Annotated in this window: 2 protein-coding genes; one reads left to right on the top strand and one right to left on the bottom strand. The window is 68.5% G+C overall.

Features of this window, described 5'->3' with window-relative positions; all coding sequences use genetic code 11:
• Nucleotides 1-51 precede the first annotated feature (51 nt).
• Complete coding sequence (locus VGH76_RS19090) at nucleotides 52-480, bottom strand: tautomerase family protein (protein ID WP_331558297.1); 429 nt, start codon at nucleotides 478-480, stop codon at nucleotides 52-54.
• Between the two features lie 169 nt (nucleotides 481-649).
• Here VGH76_RS19090 and VGH76_RS19085 point away from each other — a divergent pair, with 169 nt between their 5' ends.
• Entirely contained in the window at nucleotides 650-1,270 is a 621-nt protein-coding gene (locus VGH76_RS19085; protein WP_331558296.1) for a CGNR zinc finger domain-containing protein, read from the top strand.
• The last annotated feature ends 276 nt before the right edge of the window (nucleotides 1,271-1,546 follow it).

Raw genomic sequence — 1,546 nt, 5'->3', positions numbered from 1 at the left:
GAGACCTGGAGCCGACCGCGCGACCCGCCGCCGGCCACCGCCTGTCGGCCGCTAGGTGGCCGAGACCCCGGCGTTCGTCAGGCCGTGCTCGTCGATCCAGGCTGCCTCGACGCCGTCCTCGGGAAGGAGCTCGCCCCATTCCATGGCGTCTCGGGGGCGGACCTCCTGCAGGGCGACGAGGATGTCGGCCTTGTCCTGGCCGGAGATCCGGGCCCACATGTCGGTCAACTGACGCACCAGCTCGCTGCGCGTCTCCTGCGGGCGACCGGTCCGGATCAGTCCGATGGTCTTGGAAGCGGTCGACCGCTCGCCTCCGACGTACGTGGCCCCCGGAGCGACCTCCTCGTAGGTGACGTGAACGAACTTGCGGGGAGTGCCGTTGGTCAACCCGCAATGGATGTCGGTGATCTCGAGGGCGATCTGCTGCTTCTGATCGTCCGTGAGCAGTCCCTGCGGTATCGAGCAGCGGTACACGGGCATGGTTCCTCCTGGGGTGTCGCCGTCCCACCGCAATGTCCGCGTCCCGGGCCACGTGCACCAAAGGCGTGCTGGGTGACCCAACCATAGAGGGATTAGGTAAGTCACAACAAGGGCCAGCGACAAGTCGGAACAGGAGGGGTCCCCTCGCAGACGCACGTATGGTTGACCGATGTCGACGAGCACGACCGCCACCACGCGCTATGGGATGGTCCCGGCTCCTGGAGGCCTGGTGCTGGTCCAGGACGTGGTCAATACCCGGGCGGGCGGTCGACCCCGCCAGGCGGACCTCCTCGACTCCGGGCTCGAGGTGGCGCAGCAGTGGTGGGACGGCGTCGCCGAGGAGTGGGGCCGCGCCACTGGCGGGTCGACCGTCGACCTGGCCGTGCTGACCACGTCCGACCTTCCCAGGCTGCGCGCTCTGCGCGACGACGTCGCCCAACTGCTCCGACGCGAGGGTTTCGCAGGCGCACTGAGCGACGGTGCCACCGTCGAGGTGGCGCTGAATGACGACGGTCAGGCCCACCTGTCACCGCGCGGCGGAGCGGTGCGATGGCTCGCCGGGGCCGTCATGGTCGAGGCTTTCCGCGCGCAGACCGCGGACACGTGGCGGCGGTTGAAGGTGTGTCGCAACCACCTCTGCTCGGGTGCGTTCTACGACCGCTCGAAGAACAACAGCGGGGTATGGCACGACGTCCGGACCTGCGGCAACGTCGCCAACCTCCGCGCTTCCCGCGCTCGGAGACGGGTCGGGAGTTCCAGCGCCGCGGGTACGGGTCGCTCTTCGGGCTGATCGCCACGCGCCGGCCGCGCGGCTCGGACAACGGCGAGCCGATAGCGACCTCGCCAAGCTCGGTCACGGCCGCTTCGCGGCCGTCCGGCATCATCGCGATGTCGCCCCCAGCCTCGACCGCTTCTCGAGGTAGAGGGTGCCTCCGAGTTGCGTCCGTAATCCACGCCTCAACCAACCGCGTAGACGGAGAACGTGGAGATGGCGAATGACAAGGTGTCCTGGTCACCGGCCGAGGGCAGCGCTTCTATCAGCAGCTAATAGACACCCGGCAACTAG

This window comes from Actinomycetospora sp. (genome assembly GCF_036497585.1).
Taxonomy (GTDB): domain Bacteria; phylum Actinomycetota; class Actinomycetes; order Mycobacteriales; family Pseudonocardiaceae; genus Actinomycetospora.
Note: the sequence above shows the minus strand (reverse complement) of the source record. Positions and strands in the feature narration are given on the sequence as shown.

Excerpts from the sequence above, each read along its gene's own strand:
- VGH76_RS19090 (WP_331558297.1), bottom strand. The coding sequence starts at position 480 with ATGCCCGTGTACCGCTGCTCGATACCGCAGGGACTGCTCACGGACGAT.
- VGH76_RS19085 (WP_331558296.1), top strand. The coding sequence starts at position 650 with ATGTCGACGAGCACGACCGCCACCACGCGCTATGGGATGGTCCCGGCT.